The organism is Prolixibacter sp. NT017, from assembly GCF_009617875.1.
Classification (GTDB): Bacteria; Bacteroidota; Bacteroidia; order Bacteroidales; family Prolixibacteraceae; genus Prolixibacter.
The window spans coordinates 2,662,648-2,687,155 of sequence record NZ_BLAV01000001.1; the positions used below are offsets into that span (position 1 = coordinate 2,662,648).

A 24,508-nucleotide genomic window follows, 5' to 3' on the forward strand; every position below is an offset into this window, starting at 1 on the left:
TAAACAAATCGGGGTGTAGCTCAGCTTGGTTAGAGTACTCGTCTGGGGGGCGAGGGGTCGCAAGTTCAAATCTTGTCACCCCGACAGATTGAAAATCAAAGAGTTATGAATTTAGTTCATAACTCTTTTTTTATGCTTCCTGCCGTTTCCCTGCCGCTTTCGTCAAAAATACCTGCAAAAAAATTGCATATGGCCTACTACAATTTCCTACCATCACCACCCCAACCAAGGTGGTGGTATCAATCTCGATTGTTACAAAAACAACCGCGAGGTCAAACCTGAAACCTGAAACCCTTATTACAACAAAAAAGGCTGCCCTTCTTTATCAAAGGACAGCCCCGGTGCGTCGGTTGACGTTGTAATCTTATTCTTGCAACGGAACCAGACTTAACTTCTTAAGCAGCACAGTTCCTTTACCTTGCAACATGATACCGAATTGACCAACCGGACGCACTTCAGCGTGGCCATGGTCGTACTGCTTGCCATTCAGGTAACACTTCAGGTGTTCTCCGGCAGCCGAAATTTTCAAGGTCGACCATCCCTTGGCAAATTGCGCATCATGACTGTCCAGCATTTTTATCTGGCCGTCATTCATACGCTCCAGTTTCATGGTTTTATTGTCGAACACCATCGCATCATAGTTCGACTCGTCCTGATAATGAAAAAGCAGGGCTATTTGACCAGTATAATCGATTAACTGGTATTGGAATTCAGCTCCAAAATTGCCAAACACATCATTAAGCATGAGAACCACTTCCTGACCGTCTGGCTCGATACTCAGGACATTGGAACCATCCATTTTAACCACTTTGGCATTGAGTTTTGCTTCGTCGCCCTTAACTAACTTTAGCTGCCCCTCAAATGGCTGTTGAGCCGGTTGCCAGCTCATTTGTCCTGTGGCTGCTTCATGCATTTCTTCATCATGGTGTTCATCTTCGTCCATCATTCCGTTGTGTGAATGCCCTTCCACCATTTCCTGATGTCCGGATTTTTCCTGTGTATTGTTCTTGTTCTTCTTTGAATTGCATGAGTAAAGACTCCCCGCTAAAAAGAGTGCGCTTACAAGAATTATCGTTTTTGTATGCTGTACTTTAATCTTCATTGGATTCATTTTTTAAAGTTGTGTAATTATTTCTCCTGCTTTTGCTGTGTACCAACCTGGTATTTATACACTAATTTTCCGCCATAGTCGGCAGTCTTGGCTATCGAACCGATACCAAGCAACCCACCAATCAGCAACACCACAGCAATCCACTTTTTGTTTCGCAGACGGGTGAAAAAAACAATCAACCTAACAACCAGGTAACCGCTGTAAAACAACAGGGTCCGCAAGGCCCAGTCTGCATGGTGTGATGCCGTTAATTCCGCCTTCAATGGCACATCGACGATATCAATAGCTTGCCTTCCGCTCAGGTAAGTGATCAACAACATGACCACCCCGAAACCGAAAAGAGCAAGGACCGTATTTTCAAGCCACGCTTTTCTCCATATCAGGCTGGCTGCGTCTGCAAGTGTGGCAGTAATTAATATCGCGATCGGAAAATGAATCAGTAGTGGATGTATGTTCGGTGCCCAGGTAGGGAGTAAACTTTCCATATCATTTCATTTAACTGGTTAACAAATAGATGACTGGTCGACATTCACAAAGGCAAATATCGACTATCGAAATTGAAGGATAGCCGCGATTTTCTTCCTGACTCCGGTAGTAGCAAATCGATGGTAATATGGCTTTTCAACCCTTCCGGTGATACGGAGAGAAAGTACGACCAGACGACCGGTGCGTTAATGCAGAAAAGATTGTATCATAATCCTGATACCCGCTCCTGTAGTAAAAGGCAGAGGAGGCCCCTCCCGGATATCCGCAGTAGAGCGGTATAAGTGATTATCGCGAAGTTGAAAAAATGTTTGCTCAGTAACGTAAGCAGTAAATGAAGGAATCAACACCGGTGCAGTGATGTAGGGAAGCGTAGACTGGAACGACGCAAAGTATTTGGCCGTAACATCCGTACAACAATCATCCTCATCACCCGGCGAATGATGTTGATGCTGGTGCAGGTCCTCCTGGCCACTCGTGGTACGTCCACTGTTCAAAACGGAATGAGAATCAGATGGAATCAGGTCTTCTGCGATGCAGACAGTCCGTACCATGTAAACTCCCAGGAAAGAAATCATACATGCCACAGCAACAAAAGTCCTTATGTTCCGCAATCTTATCATTCTCTATTTACAACAACAATACATCGGTTTTTGATGAAACAAATAAAGTAACACGTCTGCGTTACCAGTACTAAAAGGCCATCCCCAGCGTTAGCAAAGCTTGCGTATCATATTCACGCTCATTACTCAAGGGGGTCTGAATGCCTACCCCAAACGCTGTTTCGTCAGCAATCCGGAATTTAAGTCCGAATAAGGAATACAGACTGGTGGCATCCTGTGTAATTTCGCCTCGCAGTTCCAACTCAGGATATAACAGTTTCGATACTCTGAAAACAAACGAGCTTTCGTATTCGGCCATTTTATCGGCCAGATTAATGTGCGTATTCGCATCAACCACCATAAACTGAGGTACCGTAACTCTACCCGAAACACCAAAAAGATACTTTAAAGAATTGGATGCCACTGGACCGGTCGGGATACTTACCTGACCGAAAACACTGGCTCCGTTATGATACGAGTTGTCGTGCAGGAAACTATACATCAGCATCACTTCCGAGTACGGCGAGGTTTTGATACCGTCACTCCGGATATGTATGCCCAGATTAGGGGCTATGCCAGCCTCAATATGCAGGGCTAAATCCTGTTCTACATCAGCGCTGTTTCTCTGCTGGAATGGAGTTACTCTCAAACTGACTTCGCCAGGTTGATCAGGTAGGGCCATGTGTGCCATAAATGGATGGACAAACATATCTGCCATGCCCCCGTCGCCGTTTTCCTGCGCTCTGGCCGGAGAAGTAATTCCGGCAACGGGTAATACGAAAATTAGAAAATACCTAAACAATTTCATGATACCCATATATTTAATTTAACAAAATCGAAAAAGACCTTCAGCACGGGCAATCCCGTTGCAAATGTTCTCTCTTTAGGGGGAGCCTGGGCCAACCAATAGAAGTATGATAAGAAAGGTTGACCAGTAGATAGGAAGAGCTCTGGTGGTCTTTTTCATGATTCTTCTGCCTTAATAGACAACGTCAAAATATTGAACAACAAATAGTTGACAGCCTACTAATAGTCACCAACCATTCATAAGTATAAAAGTTCAGTTTTTAGCATTAATTAATATCTCCGGTACAGCGAACCTTCATATGAATTAAAAACAACCCTGCGATGTATAAATACACCGACAGGGTTACTATGAAAAAAAACCAATCCTTAATTGTTCATCGTAGCTGATGATCCACTATTCATATGACAGTTCTTCATATCTCCCGTCGAATCCATCATCATTGGATGGTTCATTCGGGTACTATCTTTCATGTTGTGCATGTGCATCGCTTGTTGATGGCCATCCATCTTTTTCAACGTCATCCCGCACTTGGGGCATTTCCCCGGCTTGTCCGTTACAACATCATGATGCATCGGGCACCTGTAATGGGCGACAGACGATGAATCTTTCTGCATGGCGTGTTTCATCGGGCAGTTTTTCATGTCCATCGAATCTCCCATCATCATGCTATGCTGCATGTGTGTACTATCGGACATCGAATGCGTATTCATCTCCTGGTGGGCAGCACCCTTTTTCTTCAAGGTCATCCCGCACTTGGGACATTTTCCCGGGTGATCCATCACCACGTCAGGATGCATCGGACAGGTGTACTGAACAGCTGATTGTTTAGTGGCGGGCTGAGCCGGTGTGGCATCTTGTGCAGAAGCACTAAAAGCGATCAATAGCATTCCCGAAAGGAATACCAGGGAGTACAGAAAACTCTTTTTCATTCTTTTTTAATTTATTGAAACATAGATAATGGCGTCAAGCCTTTTGCATTGATTGATATAATTGATGTGTTAGCGATGTACATACTGCTCATAAGTTGAATCCGACTGAAAGAACATGGCTCTCCTGGAATTGTGTGGATCGGGAAAAATCACGGCATCCGCCTTGTTAATCCTTTTACCGGTGACGGGGTCGGTCGTAAAACGAACCTGAGCCGTATTATACCGCAACAAGCTAATGCAGTGCTGACAGCAGCCCCAGTAGGTTTTTCCGTTTACCGTTACTGAACGAACGGAATGGAGCTTAATATCTCCGTTGACCATACAAACCCGGCTATGCTGTATTTCCTTCCCTTCCTGTGAATCAAAAGCCTTATTTACGCTGTTCTGCAGGTAAAAGAGGTAGCCAAAAAAGCCAATGACGAAAGCGAAGATAAAACCCCCGATTCCCAGAAGCACATGCTTCTCTTTCCGGGTCCAATTCAAATTGGATTTGAATACCTCTTTGAGCATTTTTATCTTTTTCATCTTTTCAAAATTTTATATAAGATCGCGCCACTGGTGATCTAATCATATTGATTTCTTCATGCAGGTGTTGAAGTCGAACCCATGAAACAAATAGTGAATCGTATCCGAATTCTCCGGCCTTAAGGTCGCTTCAGGTGCCTTTGCCTGGTGTATAATGGAATTCATTTCAACGGCTTTCAAACTTCCTTGATGCAGGGAGTAGGTGGCCTCCCGGTAATGATCTGAATCGGCTTCTTTGATGGAACTTCCAATCATTATGCTATAGATTATCAACAGTATGACAAATAGGGCAAACTCAAATCTCTTCATCACCGCTCCTCTCAGTTCCAGCCAAATCCAGGAAAATAAAAAAATGACCAGGAGAATGAGTCCCAACATCTCATCGGTTTGAACATTGGGACGAACAGTTTCGAAATCAATTATCGGAGGGGCTTGAAAAAGCCCCACGATAATTGAAAGTACAGCTCCTAAAGCTCCCACCCCAAAGCTCCAGCTCATATACAACCTGAAAGTGTCCCGGTTTTCGGCTCTCAATAGCCCGAAAACACCGAGCAACGATGCCATTATCAAAAAGGTAACAGTCAGATATAGAGCAAAAGCCAACATAGGGTGTAAAGCATTAAAGCCATAATCAGTCAGTAGTAACGAAAATTCAATGGTATCTCTACAATGATTCGATAACCCGTTCCAGTTTCTTTAGAATATTTTCTGAAACACAGATAAGGTCCTCATCATCTACCGCCTGCATCGATGCCACCGGATTGACGGCCGCCACTTCGATTCCTCCATCTTCAGTCTCCTGAACGACCACATTGCACGGTAGCATGGTTCCGATTTTATCCTCTATTTCCAATGCTTGGTATGCAAAGGGAGGATTGCAGGCTCCCAAAATTTTATACTTCCGGAAATCAACATCCAGCTTTTCCTTTAGCTTTTGCTGAATATCAATTTCAGTTAATACACCAAAACCTTCCTGCTTCAACGCCTCAGTCACCCTGGTAACCACTTCGTCGAAGTCTCCTTTTGTTTTCTTATCGATGTAATATTTCATCTGTTTGTATTTTAGGTTTCAACTGTCTGAATATTTAATTTTCATTAGAATCGAAGCGTTAACCCGCCTCCGGCACCGTACCGGTTGTCATAACTGGCTACCAGTGAAAAATTCTTCGATAGCATATATTCTGCACCGGCATTCCATACCGTTTCGCCTTCCACATTTTTATTGGGCGGCAGTGTATTCACCGCGCCAAAGTCGAGTTGATACTCGTAGTAGCCAAATACCGATAGCCGGGGGAACAACATCACATCCCGTCCGATGGAAATACGCGGACGTAATTCATTATCCACACGAAGGTCCAAATCGAACATGTAGGGTGTAAACCACCGGATTCCGGCGACAGCAGTCGTTTTGATATTATCCAGGCTGTTCCGATCGGTATTCTCCATATTCACTCCGGCGAAAACCCGGAAATAATCATACAAATACCGTTCATAGGTGAACTCTGCCTCCATGTTCTTATTCCAGCCATACTCAGCATCGAAATTGAACTGATTACGGATGTTCGATGAAACAAGGCTTAAACTGGTCACATTCGACGCCATCTCGGCAGTTCCCCACGTATAGTACCGGTTGGTTTCGTGTATGAGTTTCTTCACCGGATAACCTTTCAGGCGAGGGTCCCTTGGAGTACCGTAACTGAATATCCGTGCCATTCCACTCGTCAGGTGATAGAGAATGTGACAATGGAAGAACCAGTCTCCGCTCTCCTGATTGTAAAATTCAATCGTAATCTTTTTCATCGGAGGCACATTAACCGTGTGTTTTAAAGGCGAATAGTCGCCATTCTTATTTAGTACCCTGAAAAAGTGTCCGTGCAGGTGCATCGGGTGGCTCATCATCGTCAGGTTATTCAGCGTGATACGCGTGACTTCACCTTTTTTGATCTTAATCTTGTCCGTTTCCGACAACGGGATACCGTTCATGCTCCAGATATAGCGGTGCATGTTACCGGTAAGGTTGAGCAGGATATTCCTGACCGGAACATCCTTCGGGAAGGTAGTTTTTACAGGCGATTTCAGATAGTCGTAATTGTATTTGGCAAACATATCCATCCCTTTCATACTACCTTTCATGTCATGGCTCATGTTCCCCTTCATTTTATCGGCCGACTTATCCATCTGCGTGCCCCAGTTCTTTTCCATCTTGTGGGGTTCATCTTTCTTGGGCCGGTATTTGATAGCGGGAGCTCCCATGCGCATATCCATTTTGGCCATCTTTTTCATCATCCCGATTTTGTCGGGTTTGGGAACATCCGGGGCGGCAAGCACAGGTCCTTTCCCCAGGAAGGCTGACGTCGAACCGGAACCATCGTCAGTCGTGGCCCTGAATTCAATTTGCCCGTTCTTCGGAATGGTAACAATGAAGTCATAAGTTTCCGCTATCGCGATAAATGTCTTATTACGCTTCACAGGCACTACGTTTTTACCATCAGCCGATACAAGCGTAGGTGTTTTTCCTCCAAAGGTCATCCAGTAAGAAGTCGAAGAGGAACCATTAATGATTCGCAATCGAACCCGGTCTCCCGGCTTGAAATTGGGATACTCCTGTTTTTGCGAGCCGTTCACCAAAAAAGCAGGATAATATACATCGGCTATATCAGCGCCATCCATTCGCTGCTTCCAGAATTTAAGCTGTGCTCCCAAAGCGTGGCGGGCAATTACCTTGTTCAGCGGCGTAGCGGTACCTTTCTTTATCTGGTACCATTCGCTCCCTCGCTTAAGCGTACGAAGAACGTTGATGGGCTTTTCGTTGGTCCAGTCCGAAAGTACCAGGACTAACTCCTTGTCATACTTTAACTTCTTCTTCCGGGGTTCAATCACAATGGAACCATATACACCGCTTTGTTCTTGTAACATGGTGTGTGAGTGATACCAGTAGGTTCCGGATTGTTTCAACGGGAACTCGTACTTACGCGTTTCGCCGGGTTTAATCGGTGGAGTCGTCAGGTACGGTACGCCATCATAGAAATTAGGTAATAAAAGCCCATGCCAGTGAACCGATGTCTCTACATCCATTTCGTTCTTGACATAGATGACAGCATAGTCGCCTTCCTTAAATTTCAATGTCGGTCCGGGAATCGTGCCGTTGACGGTCATCCCCATGACCTTTTTTCCTGCTTTATCAACTTGTTCCTTCCGTATCGTCAGATGATAGGTGGTGGTGTCAGTTTGAGCATATGCAGGTATCTTCACCAGGAATAATAAACCAAACAGTAATAGGGTATAAATATTTGTTTTCTTTTTAATAAAATCCATAATAAATTGTTTCTGTGTTCTTTACCTGTAGTTACTCTCTTTTCTTTTTTATTTCATCCATTAATAATTACTACATCCTTCTTAATCTAAGTGCATTGGAAATCACGGAAACAGAGCTAAAACTCATGGCTGTCGCCGCCAGCATAGGGCTAAGCAACAATCCGAAAAATGGAAACAGGATACCGGCCGCAATAGGTACGCCCAGTGCATTATATACGAAGGCAAAAAACAGGTTTTGTTTAATGTTACGCATGACCTTGTTGCTCAAATCCCGGGCCCGGGCGATACCATTCAGATCGCCTTTGACAAGCGTGATTTCAGCACTCTGCATAGCGATATCGGTACCCGTTCCCATCGCAATTCCGATGTTGGCTTGTGCCAGGGCGGGAGCATCATTAATACCGTCTCCGGCCATGGCAACAATATGACCTTCCGCTTGCAGTGATTTAACTTTCTTGTATTTGTCGTCAGGAAGACAGTCTGCCATAAAACCATCGAGTTGCAACTCTTTGGCAACGGACTGGGCAGTAAACTCATTGTCCCCGGTCAGCATATGAACTTTCACCCCCATGTCCTGAAGGGCCCGGATAGCTTTGGCTGAAGACGCTTTAATGTTATCTGCAACGCTAACAATGCCTTCCACCTGCTGACCTCGTACCAGGTACATCACGGTCTGGCCGGTAGACTGCCATTCTTTTACCAATTCTTTGTTCTCACCGTTCAGTCCCGCACCAAAGTCTTCCATCAACCGGTGATTACCCAGTCCAATTTTGTGTTGCTGATAAAACGCTTGAACACCCTTACCGGTCACCGATTCAAAATCCGATACCTCCAGCAGGGAAATATCTTTTCCCTTTGTTCCTTTGACGATAGCATCAGCTACCGGGTGCTCACTGTTAGCATCGATTGAAGCGGCCAGCTGCAGTACCTCCACATCGGTCATCTCTCCAAACGATTTGAAGTTCCGAAGGCTTGGCTTCCCCTCGGTTATCGTACCGGTCTTATCAATGATAAGGGTATCTACCTTGTTCATCTCTTCAATGGCCCGGGCATCTTTTACCAAAACTCCTGCCTGTGCTCCTCTGCCGGTTCCAACCATGATAGACATGGGAGTGGCAAGGCCCAATGCACACGGACAGGCGATAATTAGTACCGATACGGCGTTCACAAATGCGTAAACATAAGCAGGTGCCGGCCCCCAGATAGCCCATACAGCAAAAGTGATGATGGAAACGCCAACAACGATTTGGACAAAATACTTCGCCACTACGTCAGCAAGTTTTTGTATCGGTGCCCGCGAACGACTGGCCTCATTGACCATTTCGATAATCTGGGCGAGCAGCGTATCCGACCCGATCTTCTCGGCCTTCATGTCGAAAGCCGTTTTCCCATTGATGGTACCACCGGTCACCTGATCATCCGGAGCTTTCTCTGCAGGAATAGGTTCGCCGGTAATCATACTTTCATCGATAACAGCATTTCCCTTAACAATTACACCGTCTACCGGAATCTTTTCGCCCGGCCTGACTCTCAGTATGTCACCTACCTGAACTTCTTCCAATGGAATCTCCTGCTCTTCATCTCCCTCTACTCTGCGGGCAACCGGTGGAACCAGGTTCAATAAGGATTTGATGGCCGAATTCGTTTTACTGTGCGCCCGCAATTCCAGAACTTGCCCCAGTAAAACCAGTGTCAGTATCACCGCTGCAGCCTCAAAGTATACATGTACATTACCCGCTGCATCTTTGAACTGTGGTGGAAAAACTTCGGGAACAAGCAAACCAAAAATGCTGAAAAGGTAAGCCACGCCGACGCCTATCGAAATCAGGGTCCACATATTGGGCGAACGTCTCCTGACGGAACTCCAGCCTCTCTTAAAAAAGCTCCATCCGGAATAAAATACCACCGGCGAGGCCAACACAAATTCAATCCATTCCCAGGTTTTCTTCGACGCGACATCCTGTAAATGCAGAAAACTGAAAAAATCGGACATCGCAATTATAAAAACCGGAATACTTAAGGCCAGGGCAACCCAAAACTTCCTGGCCATTTTTTGATAGGCTTTCTCTTCCTCACTTGTCTCTTCTCCCTTTTCCGGTACCAAATCCATACCGCACTTCGGACAACTCCCGGGCCCATTCTGTTTTACTTCCGGGTGCATCGGACAGGTGTAGGTAACGCCCGAAGGCGTGATGCTCTCCGCTTTCCGGAGGTGCATTCCACAAATCGGGCAATCACCCGGTTCATCATACGTCTTATCTCCCTCACAACGCATGGGGCAATAGTATTTGCCCTTGAGATTTCCACGATGTCCTTCTTCTGAATGATGATGTTGGTGTGCCGGGTGATGCCCGTTTGATTTCCCCTCTTTCTCTGCATCTACTCTGACAAGATGCATCCCGCATACCGGGCAATCGCCCGGTTCATCATAAGCCTTATCTCCTTCACAGTGCATCGGGCAATAATATTGGCCGCGGTGTTCTGTATCCGGATGATGGTGCTGATGTGTCGGCTGATGCGTTTCTTTTCCTCCTCCCTCTTTTGCCTCCACTGATACCAGATGCATTCCACATACCGGGCAGTCTCCCGGCGCATCATAAGTCTTATCCCCCTCACAGTGCATGGGACAATAATATCTGTCGAATGTTTTTTTATCCATCGTTCTGAAATTTTAGCGTGAGACAATCAAGAGGAAAAGTGACGAACTACGCGATCATTTTTCGCTTTTCCTGGTATTCTTCCAGGCTTATTTCTCCGCGCGCAAAACGCTCATTTAGTATATCCAGTGCCCCTGGCACCTTTCTGCTATCCGACTTGCTGTCGATAACATTTCCTTTCGTCAGCCAAAAAATGCCGACCACAAAAAGGATTCCGATAATCCATCCAATTCCCATCATAACAGACCTCCTTTTCCTTATTCTTAGTTACTTAGTTACCAGTGTATTTTGAATGTTCTTCAGTGATGATTTAGAAATATATTCATAATCAAAAGTGCTCAACCTGCATTTCAACAACATCCGTGATGATGGTGTGAGTGATGCCTGCTTTTGTTCTTCGGGACCAGGCGCATGTTACATACCGGACAGTTTCCCGGGGAATTGTACACCTTATCTCCTTCACACTTCATAGGGCACTGATAGGATGTTACCTCAAACGTTGGAAATCCTTCATCACTTTGGTGATGGTGCCGTCCACTTCCGGAAGGCCTTTGCCCCATCCGGTTTCCAGCGCTGAATCGGGGTAACAGTTTATTGAATCGTACCATAACGAATAGCTGTTTAAGTTCATAGAACAAAGATACATGCCCTTAAAGGGCTGGCTGTTACACAATTCATCATTTGTTTTACATCATTTTTGGATACAATCACGAATTGACTCCAACCATTTTTTTCAACACTGATTATATCGCTAGTATCCCTTCTTCATCAGTACGCACCTTATAAGCACTGTCCACTGGCGACACAACGATCACTCCATCTCCGTTGTAGCCCGTTCGCGCGTTTTTACGAATGAGCTGAATGACCGGAATTACATGTTCATCGGCAGCCAAAATCTCAAGTTTGATCACCCGGTAGGCCTCGGCGAACGGGTATTTATAACTGATATGTTCTTTCTCATGATCGGAGTAGCGGCCGGTCCCTTCACATTCCACGAAGGTCATACTGTAAAATCCCTCGTGCTTAAGGGCATCGTAAACCTCTTCCATCTTCCGGTAGCGGACATAAGCTTTTATCAGTTTCATGGTACTTTTATTTACAGTTGCTTACTTGATTTTCCGGATAATTCCTTTTCCGGGCAATCGGTTAAATCCCTAAGCTGACACTGGGAACAGGAACCATCTTCAGTAGCCCCTTCATCATCCTGGAAGGCACAGGAGTGAACCGTGAATTCCGCGTCCCGGCTGAACATCAGCTTCACTCCCAGTGCCAGTAAAACAATGGCAACCAAAAAGATGGTGATAACCAAAGTCTTGACAAACATAGTTCACGCTTTAGCGTCTGACTCCCTGAAAATCCATCTCATAGGTCGTTTGACCATCCATCAGTTGAAAATGATAACCGAACGTATGCGACATCATATCGAATCCGCCGACCAGTTCCTGGTCTGCTGTACTGTCGCTGGCCATGTGTTGTTCCCAGTCGGTCATTCCATCCATGGAGCCGCCCATCATCATGCCTCCCGACATATCTCCCATGTCAGGCATATACCCGAACATGTTTTCAAATTCATCGCTGGTAAGTCCGGCCATCACACTATCGTTATGGTCGTAATAGTTAAGCATGAACGTTGTATCCATTTCGTCATTAAAACAATGAACATCAATTTGCGAATCACTGATTTTTGTGATAACAGCCGTGGCTTGGGCAACATCCGAAATGGTGCCGGTTGCACTTTTCAGGCCTGATTTGGTTATCGTACCCGAATAGGTACCGGCGATTTCATTTTTCGAAGCATTATCTGTTTTCTCACAGCCGGTTGCTATGAAAATACTCAGTACAACCAACATATATAGAATTCTGTTTCTTCTCATTTCTCTGATTTTTTAGTGGTTCATGTCACAGCAATCCAATCGTTTATTCCCCAGGTTAGCTTTGTTACTTTTAGCTAATCGGTTAATCCAACCTGAGAAAATCCCTTTCTTTTGATGGGAGAATGAAAAACCCTGTTCGCTTAGGTTCTCTTTGATAGTTTCTTCACTGATTTCATAGGGATTGTATTCTATTTCAACCAGTTTTTTGCTGAAGTTCACCCAGACAATACCTGCGAGAGCTACCAGTAATGACTTCAGTTTCTTTGCTACATCGGCTTCTACAACGATTTCAGATTGATAGGAAACCATATTTAAATATTCTTCCATAGCTAATTATCTTAAATGGTTAAACCCTGATAAGAGAGATAATCGCTTGTAACGTCAGACATCAGTGGAGGAGATCATGCTTTCAGCAAAATCACTTCTTTACGCATGACTCATGTGCCGGAGGTCATCGTTTAACACAATCTGCATACTCATTCCAATACGGAACCAGTCGTGAAAATCCGATAACGACGCTACAGTGAGAAAGAATAAATCAACAGAGAAATACTTGTGTAAGGGCACACCTATCCCCTGCATCATAAAGGGGAAGGCTTGTCTGATGAGTATAAAATGAGGAATGAACTTCCGAAGCAACAGGAAGTTCAACGGCAGGAATGATCAATACCGGAGCAAAAATATGAAGCACCGGAGCCTGAAAATCATTGTCGAAATTCGACGCCAGAAAATCACTGGCCACCTGGTAATGCTCATGTGTATCCGCACAGCCGTCCATATCATGGTGTCCGGGTGTACAACAGGATTGCGCATGGGCATAAATCGCTACATCAAACAACCGGCCATGGGAATAGTGCTTGTTGATCGTTACCCCGAAAGTAGAAGTTAGTAGTATCAGGGCTGTGAGGATATGTCCTGCTTTGTTAAGCATAATCAGAAATAAAAATAGACATTGTGCCACGAACCTCCAAACAAAACATCGGTATTACATCATAAAAACAACAAAATATCGTGATTCATCAGGTGACATCCAGGACACATCCTGCAGTATTTCTGAACTTTACGCTCCATTGTTAATTTTTATTAAATACACGAGCACGCATTAATCAAGCATTAGTTCCTCCTGGAATAAGGATGACAACAATTGACTGTTTCTTCATAACTAAATTTCGTAACAGGCTGAAAAAATTCTTCAGGTTAATTCGAAAGTGGTCTTCATTTCTGGAAATAAATTTATTCCTCCATATTGTGTCAGTAAATAAAATTATTTTTAGTTTTGCATCCTACCAAATTAGTAGGATAAATAAGAATGAATAAAACGCTCTCCATAGCAAACAGCATGATGTGTATGTGTTGCCGTATGTTTTTAAAACATGTGGGGGGTGATGCTGTACACGATTGTTAGTGACAAAATATTGAAAACATAGGTACCAGCCCTTCACAATTTGTGAAGGGCTTTTTTTTTAACTATAAATTCAAAGTATGTCAGATTTAAATTTCAAAATTGAAGGGGAAGCTCAGACTGGAGCTCGTTTTGTGGCAAAAGCAAGGCAATTTAGCCTGACTATCGATGAACCGCCTGCACTTGGTGGTGACGACCTGGGTGCCAACCCGGTAGAATACCTGTTGGCAAGTTATGCTGGCTGTATCAATGTGGTGGCTCACTTAACCGCCAGAGAGCTGGGACTCCAGGTTAAAAAGCTAAGCATTAAAGTGAATGGAAACCTGAATCCCGCCAGGCTGCTGGGGCAATCAGACGAGGAACGCGCAGGTTTCAAACAAATTGATGTCGAATTCAATCCGGAAATTGATGCCAGTCAGGAACAACTGGAACATTGGATGACCCTCATAAAAAAACGCTGTCCCATCAACGACAACCTTTCAAATGTTACACCCCTCTCATTTAATCTTATCCATGAATCATTAACGGTATAACTAGGTTTTAAGCTATGTCAAGAATTTACAACAACATTACTGAAACCATCGGTAATACCCCGCTCGTTCGCTTGAACCGAATCAACAAGAGCAAAGCCACCGTTCTGGTCAAAATTGAGTCATTTAATCCCGGAGGCTCCGTAAAAGACCGTATCGCGTTATCAATGATTCAGGCTGCCGAAGAAGAAAAGATAGTTAATCCCGACACGGTAATTATCGAACCTACCAGTGGCAACACCGGTATTGGTCTGGCGCTGGTAAGCGCGGCAAGAGGTTATCGGTTAATCCTGACGATGCCGGAAAGCATGAGTGTAGAACGGAGAAAAATTCTTCTGGCTTATGGTGCCGAATTGGTCCTAACTCCTGCCAGCGAAGGTATGAAAGGTGCTATTGCGAAAGCTGAAGAACTGGCTAAAAAATACCCGAATCATTTTATTCCTCAGCAATTTCAAAATCTCGCCAATCCACAGGCGCACCGAAAAACAACCGCTCTCGAAATTTGGGAAGATACCAAAGGTTCAGTCGATATTTTTATTGCTGGAGTGGGTACCGGAGGAACGGTAACAGGTGTCAGCGAAGTGCTGAAAAGTAAAAACCCGGAATTGAAAGCTGTTGCGGTTGAACCTATCGGTTCACCTGTACTATCCGGAGGAAAACCCGGACCGCATAAGATACAAGGTATTGGGGCCGGTTTTGTACCGGAAGTATTAAACACGGGTGTTTACGATGCCGTCATGCAGATAAATGAAGAAGAAGCCGTGAAAACTGCCCGCGAACTCGCAAAGCAAGAAGGAATTTTCGTGGGTATATCTTCTGGTGCTGCATTGGCTGCTGCTCTGAAATTGGCCGAAAAGCATGAAAATGATGGTAAAGTTATTGTCGTGCTCTTACCAGACACCGGCGAGCGTTATCTCAGTACAATACTATTTGAATAGGCAATAAAAAATCATAACCACAAAATAATTTGGTGACAACTCACTTTCCGGAGATTGAAATAGTATGGTTCAATATTCTTACGAAAGCTGGGTTGTCACTTTTTATAAGATTAATCGCGCTCTCTTTTCTAGACCCTCACTTTTTTCTCTTTGTCTACTCTTTTCTTCAATTGAATTGTAACCACACACGCTGTGAGCTTCCACACAGATAATCACCCCCGGCGATTTAACCCCATCAAAATCAAGACATAAAAATATCATAACAATTTAACTACATGTGTGTTATTCTAACAGAACAACGTTTTCAAAACCAGAAAATCAATGAATACCTCACGCAGAAAATTCATCTGGATTGCCTCTGCAGCATCGGTTGGTGTTCTGAGCGTTCCGGTACTTCCGAAATTGTACAATTCCATTACCGGGGGACAAAGGGTTTCACCCCATCCCCTGAACAAAAACTTCCCGGCAGACGTCGATTTGGAGTTCACAGCCATTCCGGATCAAGTGCAGCTTCTCAACGGTAGTAAAACGAACATTTATACCTACCAAACCCGTATCCTGAAAGCTGAAAATGCTACAATAGATAAATTACCGGGCAGCTATCTCGGTCCGGTTATCCGCGTAAAACAAGGACAAAACGTTCGTGTCCGCTTTAAAAATCAATTGCCGCGTGAAAGTGTGATTCACTGGCATGGATTACACATCCCGCAGGAAATGGATGGCCATCCCATGTATGCCATCGACAAGGGCGGGGAATTTGTCTATGAGTTCACGGTCAACAATCGCCCCGGCACGTATTGGTTCCATCCGCACCCCGACAAGTTTACCGGTCCACAGGTATATTACGGACTGGCCGGACTGTTCATTGTCGAAGGCGATGAAACGGGGTTACCCGACGGAGAATATGACGTGCCTTTGGTTATTCAGGACCGGAAAATAGATGCTGACAATCAGCTGGTATACCTCGATGGTGGACGAATGGCGCGTATGCAAGGCTTTCTGGGTGACAGAATACTGGTCAACGGCCAACCCGACTGGAACCTCGATGTGAAAAAAGGCACCTACCGGCTCCGCATCTTAAATGGCTCCAATTCCCGTATCTACAAACTGGCCTGGAGCGATGACAGCAATATCGTGGCCATCGGGACAGATGGCGGCCTGCTGGAAAAACCGGTAACGCGGCCTTACCTGATGCTTTCTCCGGGCGAACGCATCGAAATATGGAAAGACTTCTCCTCCCAAAACGACGGTGAAGAGGTACAATTAAAAAGTCTTCCTTTCGAAACCGGTTCTCCCATGGGAGGCGGCGGAATGATGGGGGGCATGATGGGAGGCGGACAACAGCAGACACCCAACGGAACAGCCTTCGATTTGGCATCGTTCCAGGTAACGCCACAAGCCGGCGTACAGAAAGAGCTCCCGGCCGCCTTCGCAAAACACAGGACATTGTCTCCCTCGGATGCTGTGAATGCCAACAACCCCAGAACATTTCATTTCTCGTTCGAACGGATGCAATGGGTCATCAATGGCGAAACCTTTGAAATGATGGGGGTAGCCGACTGGGAAAAAGTAAAACTGGACACCACCGAGGTATGGGAATTCATTAATGGTGGCGGCAGCCGGGGCATGGGCCGGATGGGCAACATGATGCAAATGCCCCATCCTGTCCACCTGCATGGTTTGCAATTCAGAATAATCGACCGCGATGTCTCCGGCATGAGCGCCTCAGTCTGGGAATCGGTAAAAGATGGTTTCGTCGATCAGGGCTGGCAGGATACGTTCCTGCTCATGCCGGGAATGAAAGTGCAGGCGGTGATGAAGTTCGAAGACTATACCGGAATCTTTGTCTACCACTGCCATAACCTGGAACATGAAGACATGGGCATGATGCGGAATTATGAGGTCATTGCATAGCAGGCTCAAACCCAATGGACACTAAAATTAAAAAACGGTACAACCGGATAGCCAAAGTTTACGATATCCTCGAAAGTCCAATGGAATCGGGTTTTTCCCGGTGGAGAGAAAAATTGCTCAGTGAGGTAAAAGGGAAAACCCTCGAAGTGGGCGTTGGCACGGGTAAAAACCTGAAATATTATCCCGGCGATATCGACCTGACCGGAATTGATTTCAGTGAAAACATGATTGAACGGGCCCGGCGTAAATCCCGCAACAAACCCAATATCCGGTTAATGGTGATGGATGCCGAGAAAATGGATTTCGAAGCCAACACGTTCGATACCGTTGTCACATCGTGTGTCTATTGTTCCGTTCCCGACCCCGTGAAGGGAATGAAAGAGATGAAAAGGGTGTGTAAACCCGGCGGCAGGCTGCTCATGCTCGAACATGTCAGGAGCAACCACAAAATGGTTGGCAAACTGATGGACTGGATGAATCCCATTCCCCTGCATCTTTACGGCGCCAACATCAACCGGGAAACATACGAAAACTTGCTGAAAGCCGGGTTCGAACCGGACGACATTACCATAAAACATTTATGGTACGATATCGTATTACTCATTAAAGTGAATATCAGAAAATAAGGGCTCAATCGGGTGTGCAACATAACCGAATGAACTCAACCAGGTCATAACAGACACATCAGGCACAATTTAGATCTGAAAGACCAGGTCTTAGTCTCTCTTTTAAAAGTTGAATCCAAAAAAAATCAATTATCATGAAAACACTAGTTTTAATTTTTACCATGATTACATTCCTTTCAGCGAAAGGATTCAGTCAGCAAACGGACGCGAACAAGCTCCTCGAAAACCAGGAAACACGTCAGGCTATTTTTAAAGCCATCGCCGGCAACCCGGATATGATGAGCGATTTTATGAAAGTGGCCAAACAGAACAAAAAGGCCATGATGATGATGAATAACGAAACCATGGGCAAAGACCGGCAAATGGGAATGGGCGATAAACAGGAAGGAATGCACGGCAATAAGGATATGATGGGCAAAGGAAAAATGATGGAGAAAGGAACCATGATGAGCGGTGAGAATATGTCGGACCGAATGGAAATGATGAACGAGATAATGGATAACCCCGGCATGAGGCAACAAATGTTGGAGAAGATGATGAACAAAACGGACAAGGATACCGCCATGAGAAACCAGTTTATGCACATCATGTCACAACATCCCGAAATGATGAAAATGATGCAGGAGAAAAGCATGATGAAGTCGCAGCATATGAAGAAGAATAAAATGGAGAAACAATCTCACATGAAAAATAAGTAACCGCACGAACGGAAGGTGAGTCCCCCAACGTCGAAATAGATTTTTCACTTCTGCTGGAAACCTTTTAAATCTGGTAATAAACATGCTGAACGTAACATTTCTGAATTTTCTTGAAAGCCCCTCCTTTGTCATACCGTGGTATCTGTTTGGTATCCTGGCCGCCATATGGGTTACCTGGGACGTTTTCAAAGTGAACACCCGTGTGAATACGGCGTTAAAATATGCCTGGCCCATCATCATGATTTTCTTTTCAGTCATCGGGCTGGCGCTGTATCTCATTACGTGCAGACCACCCGGGATTGGAAAAAAGAAAGGAAAGGATGAAATCGATTACCACCATCGGTATGTATCGGCCAAATGGAAAAAGGTGACCGGTTCGGTGATGCATTGCGTAGCCGGCGATGGTCTGGGAATCATGACAGCCATGGTCATCAGCCGGATGATTGATTTAAATTTCTGGCCGGAGTTCTGGTTCGAATATGCTGTTGGATTCTTATTCGGATGGTTCATCTTTCAGTTTATCGCCATGCGTAAAATGGCAGACTCAACCTCCAAAGCCCTCTGGCTGGCCGGCAGAGCAGAGTTCTTCTCGATGATAACCGTCATGGTCGGAATGGGTTTGGTCATGCGTTTTATCACCCCGGAAATAGCTGGTCAAAGCCCCAATCCGGATACGTTTACCTTCTGGGGATTTGGCGCACTGGGGCTGTTCGTCGGCGCGATATTTACCTTCCCGATGAATTGGTGGTTGGTATCAATCGGGTGGAAACACGGAATGAGCTAAGGATCTAGATCAATATCCTCATCTGCTATGGGTGAACAAACCCGGGTAGAACAACAAAAACAAAGGCTGTCCAAAAAATCTGGACAGCCTTTGCTAATTTTCATGCGACTCGCAATGGCAGACACGAATAGCAGATGCCCGCCAACGGGAATAAATTCAATTGACTTTGCCTTCTTCTCCGTTTTTGATGCGTACCGCTCGTTCAATATCCGAGACGAAAATCCAACCATCACCACTTCTTCCGGTATGACCGTACTGTTGGATGATAGATACCATCTCGTCCGCTTTTTCCTCCTCGCAGACAAGCTCAATTTTCACCACGGATGAATATTTCTGAACATACTCAATGGAATAGCTGAAAAACTGATCGTCAGCCCACTGAGCCAGGGCTGCGGCGTCCAGGACAGTCATACCTGTGACACCTGCCTCCTCCAGATTTTGGATGACAATTTCTGCCTTTTCTTTTCGGATGTACGCCTTTATTTCCTTCATGTTAATCCTCCTTATGAACCTCGGTTATCATGTTATTTTTCTTCATTTCCCGCTTTTTCACGACGTAGAAAATAGCCGGATAAAAAGCCAGTTGGATAAGCAATGCAGTGATAATCCCTCCAAACATTGGAGCCACAATACGTTTCATCACGTCTGAGCCAACGCCATGTCCAATCAGGATCGGTAACAAACCAATCAAAAGAACCGTAACGGTCATCACCACCGGCCGGATTCTCCTGACGGCCCCCTGGAAGATGGCTTCTTTCAATTTATCCAGCGAGGTCATTAAACCTTTGTCCCTCATGTTTTCATAAGCTACTTCCAGGTAAAGTAACATGACAACTCCCATCTCTGCACTCACTCCGAGCAGGGCAATTACACCAACCCAAACAGCGACACTCATGTGGAATCCGGCAAAATAGAGGTACCAAACGGCGCCGACCATGGAGAACGGTAATGCCAGCAGGATAATACCTGTTTTGGTAAACGATTTGGTGTTGAAATACAGCAACAACACGACCAGCAACAGCGTCAATGGAATTACGAGCGACAAGGTTTTGGCGGCACGTTCCATGTATTCGTACTGTCCGCTCCATGTCAGGGAATAGCCCTGGGGAAGATTAATTTCCTTATTTACCACCTTCTTAGCGGCATCCACGTATGAGCCGATATCCGTCGTGTTCAGGTCAACATACACCAGTGATTCGGGACGGGCATTCTCTGATTTGATGACTGGCGGGCCTTTCTTCACAATGATGGCTCCCAGCTGCCCCAACGGAACTTGTCCGCCATGTGGCAACGGTACCAGCACCCGCTTCAATGCTTCCAGGTTGTTTCTGTAATCACGTTGATAGCGGAGATTGACCGGATAGCGCTGCAGTCCCTCGATGGTTTTGGTGATGTTCATTCCGCCAATGGCCGATTGGAAAATGTCTTCCACATTACCCACGGTCAGTCCGTAACGGGCGATGGCGTCGCGGTCAATATCAAAATCAATATAATTACCGCCCTCAGAGCGCTCCGCAAATACCGAACGGGTTCCCGGAACTTTTCGCAACACGCCTTCGATTTTCTCTCCCAGGTTTTGAAGCACGCTCAAATCAGGTCCGGTAATTTTAATTCCGACCGGTGTCTTAATACCCGTTGAGAGCATGTCAATCCGGGTTTTAATCGGCATCGTCCAGGCGTTGGTGAGCCCCGGGATTTTAATGGCCGCATCCATCTTATTTACCAGCTTTTTCGGGGTCATTCCCTCAGGCCATTCGCTTTGCGGTTTTAATTGAATGGTGGTCTCAATCATCGAAAGCGGTGCCGGGTCAGTAGCGGTCGATGCACGACCTACTTTTCCCATTACTGATTTCACTTCCGGGAATGATTTGATGATTTTATCCGTCTGCTGCAACAACTGCCGTGCTTTGGTTATCGAAATCCCCGGCAAGGTAGTGGGCATGTAAACCAAATCACCTTCGTACAGTGGGGGCATAAATTCAGACCCAAGTTTGCTGTATGGGAACCAGCTGCCAATCACAATCAGGGCCGAAATAATCAGTACCCACCATCTCCGCTTGATGACGAAACCGACAACCGGTTCATAAGCGCGCATTAGGAACCTCGTGATAGGATTGTCTTCTTCCTTTTTCATCTTTCCACGGATAAAATAGCCCATCAACACCGGCACAATGGTGATGGCGAGAATGGCGCCAACAGCCATCGAATAGGATTTGGTGAATGCCAGCGGTTTAAACATCCGGCCTTCCTGGGCGCCAAGCGCAAAGACAGGAAGAAACGAAACCACAATCACCAGCAGGGAGAAAAAGATGGACGGACCTACTTCTTTTGAGGCCTCCAAAATAACGGCCCAGTGCGGCTTTTGCTTTTCAGGCGGCAACTGCTGATTACGTAGCACATGCGACTGGGCATTCTCCACCATGATAATCGCCGCGTCCACCATGGCACCAATAGCAATGGCAATACCACCAAGCGACATGATATTCGCATTAATTCCTTGCAGATGCATGATTAATAAGGCTCCCAGTACGGCCGTTGGTAAAGTAAATACAGCAACGAATGAACTCCTGAAGTGCAACAGGAAAAAGAAAATCACCAGCGAAACCACGATAATTTCTTCCAGTAGTTTATCCTGAAGGTTGTCAATCGCTTTATGAATAAGTCCTGAACGGTCATAAGCGGGGACAATCTGAACGCCGGCCGGCAGTGATTTTTTCAGTTTTGCAATTTTCTTCTTCACCTGATCAATCACTTTCAATCCGTTGGCACCGTATCGCTGAACGACAATTCCGCCCACGACTTCTCCCTTTCCGTTCCAGTCCGCCAAACCACGGCGCAGTTCCGGGCCAACGACCACATTGGCTACATCTTTCAAATAAATGGGCGTGCCGGTCGCTTTATTAAAACCGACGGTCACCATCTTTAGGTCCTTCTTGCTCTTAACATAGCCGAGTCCGCGGACCATAAATTCAGTCTCGCCCATTTCGAGTAGCCGGCCGCCTACATCGTTGTTGCTATTCTTAATGGCCATCTTTACCTTATCGAGCGAGAGATCGTAAGATGCCAGCTTAATCGGATCAACCTCTACCTGGTATTGCTTGACAAATCCGCCGATGCTGGCTACTTCAGATACACCCGGGACCGTCATCAGCTCATATTTCATAAACCAGTCCTGGATGGACCGTAGTTGCTGCAGGTCCTGTGTCTTCGATTTCAACACGTATTCATAAACCCAACCCAGCCCGGTAGCATCCGGGCCCAGCTCCGGCGTAACGCCTTTGGGCATCGAACTCTGCATCGAACTTAAATATTCCAGCACACGGCTCCTGGCCCAGTACAAATCAGTCCCGTCCTTAAAAATCACATAGACCATTGAAAAGCCAAAGAAGGAATAACCTCGTACATCGGTAGCACCCGGAACCGAAAGTAATTTCGTCGTCAGCGGATAGGTGACCTGGTCTTCCACAATTTTCGGACCCTGTCCCGGATATTTGGTCATGACAATAACCTGAACATCGCTCAAATCAGGAATAGCATCCACCGCTGTGTTCTTGATGGCCCAGATTCCGGCTGCCATCAGCATGACAGTGAAAATAATGACCAGCGTTTTATTGTTGATGGACCATTCGATAATCCGGGCAATCAGGCCGTCTTTATTTGTTTCATTTGGAGTCATAATCTTTCTTTCCTTCGTTTACAAAAATGCTTGTTATCAAGCGTTTCCTGTAATTCTGCCGCAAGGCATCATTGATACTTAAAACCATGTGCTTTCAGGTTGTCTTTTACCTGTTGAATGGTCATTTCACGCAGTTTCATTCCGCAAATCGGGCAAGTTCCCGGTTTATCGGAGATCACGTTCCAGTCCATGACATCTTCGTAGAGTTTACCGTCATGATTTTTATCGATGGCTTCGACGTTAATCACGCCTTTCCGGATGATCGTAGTGTCCTTCACTTCTGAAGTAGCTTTGGTGGAGTCCTTATCCATCTTCATGCCTTTCATATTCTTCATTTGCTTGCCGGAAGTGCTGTCTTTTTTAGCAGCTGTGAACAAGTTCATTGAAGCATTCAGGTTCGATTCGGAGTCAATCATAAACTCGGCAGAGGTAACAACCTTCGTGTTAGCAGACAATCCGCTTAAAATCTGGTAGTAGCCATCTGAGTAGTTACCCAGCTTCACATGTACAGGTTTGAACTTTCCATGGCCTAGTGATACAATCACAGTGTTCTCACGGCCGCTTTGAAGGATGGCCTGTGCAGGAACCATGGGGTAATTGCCTAAATCTTTTCCTTTGATGTCTACATTGGCAAACATACCGGGCTTCAGTACATGGTTGCTGTTATTCAGATCAATCCTGACTTTAATCGTACGGGTTTGGGTGTCCAGTACCGGGTAGATGAACGAAATCTTTCCTTTGTATGTCACTCCCGGCAGGAAATCCATGGTGATGGTCGCCGGCTGACCCAAAGCAATTTTATTCAGTTCATGTTCATATACGTCAGCTACCAGCCACACAGAGCTCAAATTGGCTATTTTCATTAACGGCATTCCGCGCATGATTTTAGCCCCTTCATCAACGTTTTTTGACAATACCGTTCCGTCAAAAGATGCTGTGAGGGTGATATATTTCCTCACATGCTTTGTCTTCTTCAGCTCCTGGATATCCGCGTTTGAAACATCCAGCAATTCCAGTTTTCGGGTAGCATTCTTCAGCAAATCTGATGGCTCCTGACTTCCAATCATAGCGTTATCATAAGCCAAAGCAGTCAGATATTCCTGCTCTGCTGCAACCAGTTCCGGCGAGTAAATCCGCAACAGTTTCTGGCCTTTCCTCACTTGCTGCCCCGTGTAATTCACGTAGAGCTTATCAATCCAGCCTCCCGCTTTGGTGGTCACCGTGTATTCTTTCTGCTCGTCAGGCTGAATAATGCCATTGGTCATCACATCAGCATGCATATTTGCGGATTTCACAACCGTTGTCTTCACATTCATATCCTGCTCTACCACCGGATCGATGGAAACCACACCATTTTGGCCGGCCTGATCGGCATAAACCGGAACCAAATCCATACCCATGGCCGATTTGCCGGGATGATTGTAAATCTCATTCGGGTTCATCGGTGCACGCCAGTAAAGGATTTTCCCTTTCTTGTCATTTTTCGCTTTGCCTTGGCTTTGCTCACCTTCAGTCATCACAGTACCCTGTTTCCCGGATAACAGATAATATCCTGTAACGCCCAACGCTGCGCCCAAAATAACTAACAGGATATAGACGAATATTTTCTTATTCATTTGTCCTTTTTTTATAATTC

At 45.5% G+C, this 24,508-nt stretch carries 27 protein-coding genes and 1 tRNA gene; 7 read left to right on the forward strand and 21 right to left on the reverse strand.

Going from position 1 to position 24,508, the window contains the following annotated elements; translation table 11 throughout:
• Window positions 1–9: 9 nt before the first annotated feature.
• Window positions 10–84: transfer RNA gene (locus GJU87_RS10920), tRNA-Pro, on the forward strand.
• Between the two features lie 280 nt (window positions 85–364).
• Here GJU87_RS10920 and GJU87_RS10925 read toward each other — a convergent pair.
• From GJU87_RS10925 to GJU87_RS11005, 18 genes are all read right to left on the reverse strand, one after another.
• Window positions 365–1,102, reverse strand: a complete 738-nt coding sequence (locus GJU87_RS10925) for a hypothetical protein (protein WP_153639547.1) — start codon at window positions 1,100–1,102, stop codon at window positions 365–367.
• 26 nt (window positions 1,103–1,128) lie between these two features.
• Complete coding sequence (locus GJU87_RS10930) at window positions 1,129–1,596, reverse strand: DUF2231 domain-containing protein (RefSeq protein WP_153639548.1); 468 nt, start codon at window positions 1,594–1,596, stop codon at window positions 1,129–1,131.
• A gap of 186 nt (window positions 1,597–1,782) precedes the next feature.
• Entirely contained in the window at window positions 1,783–2,172 is a 390-nt protein-coding gene (locus tag GJU87_RS10935; RefSeq protein WP_153639549.1) for a hypothetical protein, read from the reverse strand.
• 115 nt (window positions 2,173–2,287) lie between these two features.
• Window positions 2,288–3,004 carry a hypothetical protein gene (locus GJU87_RS10940; RefSeq protein ID WP_153639550.1) on the reverse strand — a complete coding sequence of 239 codons (717 nt, stop codon included), beginning with the start codon at window positions 3,002–3,004 and terminating at the stop codon, window positions 2,288–2,290.
• Between the two features lie 365 nt (window positions 3,005–3,369).
• Window positions 3,370–3,933, reverse strand: a complete 564-nt coding sequence (locus GJU87_RS10945; protein WP_153639551.1) for a heavy metal-binding domain-containing protein — start codon at window positions 3,931–3,933, stop codon at window positions 3,370–3,372.
• A gap of 69 nt (window positions 3,934–4,002) precedes the next feature.
• On the reverse strand, window positions 4,003–4,458 hold the full coding sequence (locus GJU87_RS10950; protein WP_153639552.1) for a hypothetical protein: 456 nt from the start codon (window positions 4,456–4,458) through the stop codon (window positions 4,003–4,005).
• Window positions 4,459–4,500: 42 nt separating this feature from the next.
• Complete coding sequence (locus GJU87_RS10955; protein ID WP_194831506.1) at window positions 4,501–5,022, reverse strand: hypothetical protein; 522 nt, start codon at window positions 5,020–5,022, stop codon at window positions 4,501–4,503.
• Between the two features lie 100 nt (window positions 5,023–5,122).
• On the reverse strand, window positions 5,123–5,509 hold the full coding sequence (locus GJU87_RS10960) for a DUF302 domain-containing protein (protein ID WP_153639554.1): 387 nt from the start codon (window positions 5,507–5,509) through the stop codon (window positions 5,123–5,125).
• A 44-nt stretch (window positions 5,510–5,553) separates the two neighbouring features.
• Window positions 5,554–7,773 (reverse strand): multicopper oxidase domain-containing protein, encoded by a 2,220-nt coding sequence (locus GJU87_RS10965; RefSeq protein WP_153639555.1) that lies wholly within the window; start codon window positions 7,771–7,773, stop codon window positions 5,554–5,556.
• A 70-nt stretch (window positions 7,774–7,843) separates the two neighbouring features.
• Window positions 7,844–10,432: a copper-translocating P-type ATPase gene (locus GJU87_RS10970; RefSeq protein WP_153639556.1), complete on the reverse strand. Its 2,589-nt coding sequence runs from the start codon at window positions 10,430–10,432 to the stop codon at window positions 7,844–7,846.
• Between the two features lie 46 nt (window positions 10,433–10,478).
• Window positions 10,479–10,670, reverse strand: a complete 192-nt coding sequence (locus GJU87_RS10975) for an SHOCT domain-containing protein (RefSeq protein ID WP_153639557.1) — start codon at window positions 10,668–10,670, stop codon at window positions 10,479–10,481.
• Window positions 10,671–10,780: 110 nt separating this feature from the next.
• Complete coding sequence (locus GJU87_RS21835) at window positions 10,781–10,900, reverse strand: heavy metal-binding domain-containing protein (RefSeq protein WP_373921473.1); 120 nt, start codon at window positions 10,898–10,900, stop codon at window positions 10,781–10,783.
• A gap of 17 nt (window positions 10,901–10,917) precedes the next feature.
• Complete coding sequence (locus GJU87_RS10980; RefSeq protein WP_153639558.1) at window positions 10,918–11,061, reverse strand: hypothetical protein; 144 nt, start codon at window positions 11,059–11,061, stop codon at window positions 10,918–10,920.
• A gap of 112 nt (window positions 11,062–11,173) precedes the next feature.
• Window positions 11,174–11,515, reverse strand: coding sequence for a P-II family nitrogen regulator (locus tag GJU87_RS10985; protein WP_153639559.1), 342 nt, complete (start codon window positions 11,513–11,515; stop codon window positions 11,174–11,176).
• 11 nt (window positions 11,516–11,526) lie between these two features.
• Window positions 11,527–11,754, reverse strand: coding sequence for a hypothetical protein (locus GJU87_RS10990; protein ID WP_153639560.1), 228 nt, complete (start codon window positions 11,752–11,754; stop codon window positions 11,527–11,529).
• Between the two features lie 10 nt (window positions 11,755–11,764).
• On the reverse strand, window positions 11,765–12,304 hold the full coding sequence (locus GJU87_RS10995; RefSeq protein WP_153639561.1) for a hypothetical protein: 540 nt from the start codon (window positions 12,302–12,304) through the stop codon (window positions 11,765–11,767).
• A 12-nt stretch (window positions 12,305–12,316) separates the two neighbouring features.
• The gene (locus GJU87_RS11000; RefSeq protein ID WP_153639562.1) at window positions 12,317–12,631 is read right to left on the reverse strand and encodes an LDCC motif putative metal-binding protein; all 315 of its coding nucleotides are present in this window, start codon (window positions 12,629–12,631) and stop codon (window positions 12,317–12,319) included.
• Window positions 12,632–12,842: 211 nt separating this feature from the next.
• Window positions 12,843–13,235: a hypothetical protein gene (locus GJU87_RS11005; protein ID WP_153639563.1), complete on the reverse strand. Its 393-nt coding sequence runs from the start codon at window positions 13,233–13,235 to the stop codon at window positions 12,843–12,845.
• 551 nt (window positions 13,236–13,786) lie between these two features.
• On the opposite strand from GJU87_RS11005, the gene GJU87_RS11010 reads away from it, so the two are divergent.
• The 6 genes from GJU87_RS11010 to GJU87_RS11035 all read left to right on the forward strand — a co-directional run bounded on the left by GJU87_RS11010 (window position 13,787) and on the right by GJU87_RS11035 (window position 19,196).
• Window positions 13,787–14,239 carry an OsmC family protein gene (locus GJU87_RS11010; RefSeq protein WP_153639564.1) on the forward strand — a complete coding sequence of 151 codons (453 nt, stop codon included), beginning with the start codon at window positions 13,787–13,789 and terminating at the stop codon, window positions 14,237–14,239.
• A gap of 14 nt (window positions 14,240–14,253) precedes the next feature.
• Complete coding sequence (gene cysK / locus GJU87_RS11015; RefSeq protein WP_153639565.1) at window positions 14,254–15,174, forward strand: cysteine synthase A; 921 nt, start codon at window positions 14,254–14,256, stop codon at window positions 15,172–15,174.
• Window positions 15,175–15,495: 321 nt separating this feature from the next.
• Complete coding sequence (locus GJU87_RS11020) at window positions 15,496–17,088, forward strand: multicopper oxidase family protein (protein ID WP_153639566.1); 1,593 nt, start codon at window positions 15,496–15,498, stop codon at window positions 17,086–17,088.
• Window positions 17,089–17,102: 14 nt separating this feature from the next.
• Window positions 17,103–17,714, forward strand: a complete 612-nt coding sequence (locus GJU87_RS11025; RefSeq protein WP_153639567.1) for a class I SAM-dependent methyltransferase — start codon at window positions 17,103–17,105, stop codon at window positions 17,712–17,714.
• A gap of 134 nt (window positions 17,715–17,848) precedes the next feature.
• Window positions 17,849–18,412: a hypothetical protein gene (locus GJU87_RS11030; RefSeq protein WP_153639568.1), complete on the forward strand. Its 564-nt coding sequence runs from the start codon at window positions 17,849–17,851 to the stop codon at window positions 18,410–18,412.
• A gap of 82 nt (window positions 18,413–18,494) precedes the next feature.
• The gene (locus GJU87_RS11035; protein ID WP_153639569.1) at window positions 18,495–19,196 is read left to right on the forward strand and encodes a DUF4396 domain-containing protein; all 702 of its coding nucleotides are present in this window, start codon (window positions 18,495–18,497) and stop codon (window positions 19,194–19,196) included.
• Between the two features lie 156 nt (window positions 19,197–19,352).
• Here the strand turns inward: GJU87_RS11035 and GJU87_RS11040 are convergent, their stop codons facing one another.
• The 3 genes from GJU87_RS11040 to GJU87_RS11050 all read right to left on the reverse strand — a co-directional run bounded on the left by GJU87_RS11040 (window position 19,353) and on the right by GJU87_RS11050 (window position 24,488).
• A complete protein-coding gene (locus tag GJU87_RS11040; protein ID WP_153639570.1) occupies window positions 19,353–19,688 on the reverse strand; it encodes a P-II family nitrogen regulator in 336 nt (111 codons plus the stop codon).
• Between the two features lies 1 nt (window position 19,689).
• On the reverse strand, window positions 19,690–22,872 hold the full coding sequence (locus tag GJU87_RS11045) for an efflux RND transporter permease subunit (protein WP_305071372.1): 3,183 nt from the start codon (window positions 22,870–22,872) through the stop codon (window positions 19,690–19,692).
• A gap of 68 nt (window positions 22,873–22,940) precedes the next feature.
• Window positions 22,941–24,488: an efflux RND transporter periplasmic adaptor subunit gene (locus GJU87_RS11050; RefSeq protein WP_153639571.1), complete on the reverse strand. Its 1,548-nt coding sequence runs from the start codon at window positions 24,486–24,488 to the stop codon at window positions 22,941–22,943.
• Window positions 24,489–24,508: the final 20 nt, after the last annotated feature.